General features: G+C 70.9%; 4 protein-coding genes. 1 reads left to right on the top strand and 3 read right to left on the bottom strand.

Features of this window, described 5'->3' with window-relative positions:
* Positions 1-140: 140 nt before the first annotated feature.
* The 3 genes from sucB to ACWGIF_RS27710 all read right to left on the bottom strand — a co-directional run bounded on the left by sucB (position 141) and on the right by ACWGIF_RS27710 (position 5,197).
* The gene (gene sucB / locus ACWGIF_RS27720; protein ID WP_453501500.1) at positions 141-1,940 is read right to left on the bottom strand and encodes a 2-oxoglutarate dehydrogenase, E2 component, dihydrolipoamide succinyltransferase; all 1,800 of its coding nucleotides are present in this window, start codon (positions 1,938-1,940) and stop codon (positions 141-143) included.
* A 53-nt stretch (positions 1,941-1,993) separates the two neighbouring features.
* Positions 1,994-3,382 carry a dihydrolipoyl dehydrogenase gene (lpdA, locus tag ACWGIF_RS27715; protein ID WP_453501498.1) on the bottom strand — a complete coding sequence of 463 codons (1,389 nt, stop codon included), beginning with the start codon at positions 3,380-3,382 and terminating at the stop codon, positions 1,994-1,996.
* Between the two features lie 285 nt (positions 3,383-3,667).
* Positions 3,668-5,197, bottom strand: a complete 1,530-nt coding sequence (locus ACWGIF_RS27710; RefSeq protein ID WP_453501496.1) for a leucyl aminopeptidase — start codon at positions 5,195-5,197, stop codon at positions 3,668-3,670.
* A gap of 345 nt (positions 5,198-5,542) precedes the next feature.
* On the opposite strand from ACWGIF_RS27710, the gene ACWGIF_RS27705 reads away from it, so the two are divergent.
* The gene (locus ACWGIF_RS27705; protein WP_453501495.1) at positions 5,543-7,570 is read left to right on the top strand and encodes a hypothetical protein; all 2,028 of its coding nucleotides are present in this window, start codon (positions 5,543-5,545) and stop codon (positions 7,568-7,570) included.
* The last annotated feature ends 50 nt before the right edge of the window (positions 7,571-7,620 follow it).

Raw genomic sequence — 7,620 nt, 5'->3', positions numbered from 1 at the left:
GTTCTGGGGGGGCCTGTGGCGTTCAAAATCGGGCGGCGCCCCCGCCGGGGTGTTGCGGGGCGGGGGGCGCCGACAGTGAGGCTGGTTACAAGCCGTTCGGCTCGGACGCCGCGCTCTGCCTCGTGGTGATCCTCCCGGTCTCAGAGACCGAGCTCGACCTCGAACTCGCCGGCCTCGAGGATCGCCTTGACGGCCGAGAGGTACCGGGCCGCGTCCGCGCCGTCCACCAGGCGGTGGTCGTAGGACAGGGTCAGGTACGTCATGTCGCGGATGCCGATGTTGGTGCCCTCGGCGGTCTCGACGACCACCGGGCGCTTCACCGTGGCACCGATGCCCAGGATGGCGACCTGGTTCGGGGGCACGATGACCGTGTCGAACAGCGCACCGCGCGAGCCGGTGTTGCTGATGGTGAAGGTCGCGCCCGACAGCTCGTCCGGCGTGATCTTGTTGCCGCGGACCTTGGCGGCCAGGTCGGCGGTCGCCTTGGAGATGCCCGCCAGGTTGAGGTCACCGGCACCCTTGATGACCGGGGTCATCAGGCCCTTCTCGGAGTCCACGGCGATGCCGATGTTCTCCGAGTCGAAGTAGGTGATGGTGCCCTCGTCCTCGTTGATCCGGGCGTTGACGACCGCGTGGGCCTTCAGCGCCTGGGCAGCGGCCTTGACGAAGAACGGCATCGGCGAGAGCTTGACGCCCTCACGGGCCAGGAACGCGCCCTTGGCCTTCTCGCGCAGCTTCATGATCTTGGTGATGTCCACCTCGACCACGGAGCTGAGCTGAGCCTGCGAGTGCAGGGCCTTCATCATGTTGTCGCCGATGACCTTGCGCATGCGGGTCATCTTGACCGTCTGACCGCGCAGCTCCGACACCGCGGCGGCCGGGGCCTGCGCGGAGGGTGCGGCAGCGGCCGGCGCCGGGGCGGCGGCCGCGGCCTTGGCGGCCTCGGCGGCGGCCAGGACGTCCTGCTTGCGGATGCGGCCACCGACACCGGTGCCCGAGACCGCGGACAGGTTCACGCCGGACTCCGAGGCGAGCTTGCGCACCAGCGGGGTCACGTACGCGGCCTCGTCACCGGCGGGAGCCGGGGCGGCGGCCGGAGCCGGGGTCACCGGAGCCGGGGCGGCGACCGGGGCGGCCTGGACCGGAGCCGGGGCGGCGACCGGGGCGGCCTGGACCGGAGCCGGGGCGGCGGCCGGGGCGGCCTGGACCGGAGCCGGGGCGGCGGCCGGAGCGGGCTGAGCCGGAGCCGGGGCGGCAGCCGGGGCCGGAGCGGCCTCGGGGGCCGGGGCGGCGGCCGGAGCCGGAGCGGCCGGAGCGGCACCGGCCACGCCGATGACGGCCAGACGGGCACCGACCTCGGCGGTCTCGTCCTCACCGACCAGGATCTCGAGCAGCGTGCCGGAGACCGGCGCGGGGATCTCGGTGTCGACCTTGTCGGTGGAGACCTCGAGCAGCGGCTCATCGGCCTCGACCGACTCGCCGACCTGCTTCAGCCAGCGGGTGACGGTGCCCTCGGTGACGGACTCGCCCAGTGCGGGGAGCACGACATCGGTACCGGCGGTGGCCGGGGCGGCAGCGGCGGCGGGCGCCTCGGCGGCCGGAGCCGGAGCCGCGGGGGCCTCGGCGGCGGGGGCAGGGGCGGCAGGGGCCTCGGCGGCGGCCGGCTCGGCGGCCGGAGCCGCAGCAGCGGCCGGGGCGCCGGAGCCGTCGTCGATGACGGCCAGCTCGGCGCCGACCTCGACGGTCTCGTCCTCGGCGACCTTGATGGAGGCCAGGATGCCGGCGACGGGCGACGGGATCTCGGTGTCGACCTTGTCGGTCGAGACCTCGAGCAGCGGCTCGTCGGCCTCGACGCGCTCGCCCTCGGCCTTCAGCCAGCGGGTGACAGTGCCCTCGGTGACGCTCTCGCCGAGCGCCGGAAGGGTTACGGAAACCGACATGGTTTCAGTTGCTCCTAACGAATGTGCGGAAGTGGTCGTCGCGCCCGGGACGATTAGTCGTGGGAGTGAAGCGGCTTGCCGGCCAGGGCCAGGTGGGCCTCGCCGAGCGCCTCGTTCTGGGTCGGGTGCGCGTGGATGAGCTGCGCGACCTCGGCCGGAAGGGCCTCCCAGTTGTAGATCAGCTGGGCTTCGCCGACCTGCTCGCCCATCCGGTCACCGACCATGTGGACGCCGACCACGGCACCGTCCTTGACCTGGACGAGCTTGATCTCGCCCGCGGTCTTCAGGATCTTGCTCTTGCCGTTGCCCGCCAGGTTGTACTTCAGGGTTACGACCTTGTCCGCCCCGTAGATCTCCTTGGCCTTGGCCTCGGTGATGCCGACGGAGGCGACCTCGGGGTGGCAGTAGGTGACGCGCGGGACACCGTCGTAGTCGATCGGCACGGCCTTGAGGCCGGCCAGACGCTCTGCGACCAGGATGCCCTCGGCGAAGCCGACGTGCGCGAGCTGGAGGGTCGGGACGAGGTCACCGACGGCCGAGATGGTCGGCACGTTGGTCTGCATGTACTCGTCGACCAGGACGTAGCCGCGGTCCATCGCGACGCCCTGCTCCTCGTAGCCCAGGCCCTGCGAGACGGGGCCGCGGCCGACCGCGACCAGCAGCACCTCGGCCTCGAAGGTCTTGCCGTCGGCCAGGGTGACGCGGACGCCGTTCTCCGTGTACTCGGCCTTGTCGAAGAAGGTACCGAGGTTGAACTTGATGCCGCGCTTGCGGAACGCGCGCTCCAGCAGCTTCGAGCTGTTCTCGTCCTCGACCGGCACGAGGTGCTTGAGGCCCTCGATGACGGTGATGTCGGAGCCGAAGGACTTCCACGCGGAGGCGAACTCGACGCCGATGACGCCGCCGCCCAGCACGATGGCGGACTCGGGCACGCGGTCCAGGACCAGCGCGTGGTCCGAGGAGATGATGCGGTTGCCGTCGATGGTCAGGCCCGGCAGCGACTTCGGCACGGAGCCGGTCGCCAGCAGGATGTGGCGGCCCTGGATGCGCCGGCCGTTCACGTCGACGGAAGTCGGGGAGGAGAGGCGGCCCTCTCCCTCGATGTAGGTCACCTTGCGGGAGGCGACCAGGCCCTGCAGGCCCTTGTAAAGGCCCGAGATGACCTCGTCCTTGTACTTGTGGACACCCGCGATGTCGATCCCCTCGAAGGAGGCCTTGACACCGAACTGGGCGGCTTCACGAGCCTGGTCCGCGATCTCGCCCGCGTGCAGCAGAGCCTTCGTGGGGATGCAGCCGTTGTGCAGGCAGGTGCCGCCGAGCTTGTTCTTCTCGATCAGGGCAACGTCCAGACCCAGCTGGGATGCGCGCAGCGCCGCGGCGTAACCGCCACTGCCACCGCCGAGGATCACTAGGTCGAAAACGGTGCTGGCGTCGTTCGCCACGTCACGTCCTCCATGCATGTGCGCCGGGCACCGGTCCTCTGTGACCGGGCGGCGGCTGGTAATCGGCCGCTTGTTTCTTCGGCCCTGTGGTGGGGGCCCTGTCCTGCCGAGAACCCATCTTCGCATTTGTCGGGGGAACGCGGGACGCCGGGCCCACTCTGTGACAGGGCGTTCTGCCCGGACTAGGGGTTACCGCTGCGTAGAAACCTACGGATTTCGTCGTGAGCTGAACGCACCCCGGGCCCTGACCTGGGCACGGGGTGCGTCGCGTCTCACATGAGGCCGTCAGCCGAGGTCGCCCGTGGCCGTGCGCTCGGCCAGCCGCACCAGGGTGCGCACGGCCGAGCCGGTGCCGCCCTTGGGGGTGTAGCCGAACGGGGCGCCCTCGTGGAAGGCCGGGCCGGCGATGTCGAGGTGGGCCCACGTGATGCCCTCGCCGACGAACTCCTGCAGGAAGAGGCCGGCCGCCAGGCCGCCGCCCATGCGCTCGCCCATGTTGGCGATGTCGGCGGTGGGGGAGTCCATGGCCTTGCGCAGGTCCGCGGGGAGCGGCATCGGCCACGAGGCCTCGCCGACCTCCTCGGCGATCTCGTGGACCGACGTGCGGAAGGCGTCGTCGTTGCCCATGACCGCGAACATCCGGTTGCCCAGCGCCAGCACCATGGCACCGGTCAGGGTGGCGACGTCGACGATCGCGTCCGGGTTGTCCTCGGAGGCCTTGGTCAGCGCGTCGCCGAGCACCAGACGGCCCTCGGCGTCCGTGTTGAGGACCTCGACGGTCTTGCCGCTGTACATGCGCAGGACGTCGCCCGGCTTGGTGGCGGAGCCGGACGGCATGTTCTCGGCGAGCGCGAGCCAGCCGGTGACGTTGACCTGGAGGCCCAGCTTCGCGGCCGCGACGACGGCGGCGAAGACGGCGGCGGCGCCGGCCATGTCGCACTTCATCGTCTCGTTGTGGCCGGCCGGCTTGAGGGAGATGCCGCCGGAGTCGTAGGTGATGCCCTTGCCGACGAAGGCCAGGGTCTTCTCCGCCTTGGCGTGGGTGTAGGAGAGCTTCACCAGCCGCGGCGGGTTGTCCGAGCCCTTGCCGACGCCCATGATGCCGCCGTAGCCGCCCTTGATGAGGGCCTTCTCGTCCAGCACCTGGACCTTGATGCCGTTCTCCTTCGCGGCCGCGGACGCGACGGCGGCGAAGGCCTCGGGGGTGAGGTCGTTCGGCGGGGTGTTGACCAGGTCGCGGGCGATGTTGACCTCGGTCGCGACGACCGTGGCGCGCTCGGCCGCGGCCTTGTGCTCCTTGTCGCGCGGCTTGGCGCCGAGCAGGGCGACCTCGGCGAGCGGCAGCTTGGGGCCGCCGTTCTTCGACGCCTTCTTCTCGCCGCCCTGGTAGGCGGTGAACGCGTACGCGCCCAGCAGCGCGCCCTCGGCGACGGCGGTGACGGCGGAGGCGTCGTCCAAGGGGAGGGCGAAGGCGGCCTTCTTGGTGCCGTGCAGCGCGCGGGCGGCGGCGCCGGCGGCGCGGCGCAGCACCTCCTCGTCGAACGACTCGTCCTTCTCGGGGACGGAGCCGAGCCCCACCGCCAGCACGACCGGGACCTTCAGGCCCGCCGGGGCCGGCAGCTTGGTGATCTCGCCTTCGGCGCCCGAGGCGCCGAGTGCGTCGAGGACGCCGGCGAGCTTACCGTCGTACGCCTTGTCCACGGCCTCGGCGCCTGCGGCGACGACCGGGCCCTTGGGGCCCTTCGCGACGCCGACGACGAGGGCGTCGGCGCGGAGCGTCGCTGCGCCGGCAGTGCTGAGAGTCAGAGCAGTCACGGTGGTGAAGTCTCGCTTCCGTTTGTGTGTGTGGGCCGAGTGGGTGGACGGCCATCCGTAGCGATCGTATTCGGGCCCGACGGCCGCCGGAAACGACCCTACGCGTACGGGCTCTCCCGCACGCCACTCGAAGGTTTGGCAAGTTGTTCGATCAAGAGGCTGCCAGGTTCACCCATCCGTGGACTCTGCTCCAGGTTTGCCTCGTAGACCTGACGAGGTCCGAGAGACTCGGTCCACTCTCGCAAGGGGACGCGGGGTTCCTTTGCATGATTTCCACAGAGCCTCCCCGGCCCGGCCGACCGCCTAGGGCCGAGTCGAGGGATGCCTGCGGGGGGAAAGGCCGAAATGGTCAACAAGAATCGGATGAACAGGGTCGCCGCCGTCATGGCCGCGGCAGCTCTGGTGTCCGTGGCAGTACCCGCTGCGACCGCCCAGGCGGCCGCAGTACCGCGGATCGACCTGAAGGTGCTGGTCGTCGACGACGGCGGCAGCTCGGTCCAGGCGATCACTGCCGAGCTCCGGGACACCGGAGTGCCGTTCACCCGCGTCGAGCTGGGCAGCGGAAGCCGCCCGGTCATCAACGCGTCGTTCCTCAGCGACACGGTCGACGGGCGGCCGCGCGCCAAGTACCAGGGCGTCGTCCTGCCCAACGAGAACCCCTTCGGGGAGGGCTCGGCCGAGATGGCCGCGCTCGCCGCGTACGAGACGGCGTACGGGGTCCGCCAGGTCGACGCCTACACCTGGGCGCACCCGGGCGTCGGACTGGAGTACACCGACAACGGTGGCTACAGCGGCCAGCTCGACGGGACCCAGGCCGCGGTCACCGCCGCCGGCAAGGCGGGGCCCTTCGCCTACCTCGGCGGGCAGGTCGCCTTCGAGGACAACTCCGCCCTCGTCCCGGAGAGCTTCGGCTTCATGGGCAAGCCGCGGGCCGGCTACACCAGCTACCTCGACGCCCCCGTCGGCTCCGGGCGGGCCTCGCTCGTCGGCGAGTACACCCACGACGGGCGCAGCGAACTGGTCGTCACCTTCGGCTACAACGAGTACCAGCAGCAGTTCCGGCTGCTGGCCCGCGGCATCGTCGAGTGGCTCACCCAGGGAGTCCACCTGGGCCAGAGCCGCAACTACTTCGCCGTCCACGTCGACGACGTCTTCGCGCCGGACGCCCGCTGGAGCAAGGAGCTCAACTGCACGCCCGGCGACTACGCCTGCCCCGGCGGCGAGGGCCAGGAGAGCACCATCCGGATGACCGCCGCCGACGCCCAGTACCTGGCGCAGTGGCAGCAGACCAAGGCCTTCAAGCTCGACATGGTCTTCAACGCCGGCGCGGGGGAGGAGTGGAAGGCGGAGAACGGGGGCACCGACGCCATGACCGCGCAGCTCGTCGCGGACCGGGCCAAGTACCGCTGGATCAACCACACCTTCACGCACCCCTTCCTCGGCTGCGTCCAGAACACCGCCACCGTTCCCTGGAGCTGCACGAAGAACGCCGCGGGCGCCATCCAGTGGATGAGCCGCGCCGACATCTCCGCGCAGATCCGCGACAACAACAACTGGGCCGCCGCCAAGGGGATCACCCTCGACCGGTCCGAGCTCGTCACCGGTGAGCACTCCGGTCTCAAGACCAGCCCGCAGCAGGCCCAGGACAACCCCAACCTGGCGGGCGCGCTCGCCGACAACGGCGTCAAGTGGATCGCGAGCGACAACTCGCGCGAACCGGCGCAGCGGGCGGTCGGCGCCGCCCTGACCGTCCCACGCCACCCGATGAACGTGTACTACAACACGGGCACCAACGCGGAGATGGCCGACGAGTACAACTGGATCTACGCCAGCCGCGCCCACGGCGGCAGCGGCATCTGCGAGGACAACCCGGCGACCTCCACCTGCCTGCCCGCCCCGCTCGACGTCAACACCGGCTACCTCCAGCACATCGTCCCGCAGGAGGCCCGGACCGCCATGCGGCACGTGCTGGCCAACGACCCCCGCCCGCACTACGTCCACCAGTCCAACCTCGCCGAGGACCGCACCCTGTACCCGGTGCTGAACCAGGTCCTCGACACCTACCGCTCGCTCTACGCGACCAGCACGCCGATCGTGAACCAGACGCAGAAGGAGACCGGCGTCGAGCTCAGCCGCCGCGCCGCCTGGGACAAGGCGCTCGCCGACGGCAAGGTCACGGCCTACCGCATCGGCACCGCCGTCACCGTCAAGGCGCCCTCCGGAGTGGTCGCCCCGGTCACCGTCCCCACCGGCACCAAGAAGCAGATGCTGCTCGGCACCACCGACTTCGGCGCCGCGTACGCGGGCACCCGCTCCGCCTGGACCGGGCCGGAGCTGCTGCAGAGCGCCGTCACGCTCAAGCTGCCCAGCTGACCGTCCCGCAAGCCGTCACCGGTACCACCTAGCGCCGGCGCTCCGTACAC

It is taken from the genome of Streptomyces sp. NPDC054849, from assembly GCF_053610945.1.
Note: the sequence above shows the minus strand (reverse complement) of the source record. Positions and strands in the feature narration are given on the sequence as shown.

Excerpts from the sequence above, each read along its gene's own strand:
- sucB (WP_453501500.1), bottom strand. The coding sequence starts at position 1,940 with ATGTCGGTTTCCGTAACCCTTCCGGCGCTCGGCGAGAGCGTCACCGAG.
- ACWGIF_RS27705 (WP_453501495.1), top strand. The coding sequence starts at position 5,543 with ATGGTCAACAAGAATCGGATGAACAGGGTCGCCGCCGTCATGGCCGCG.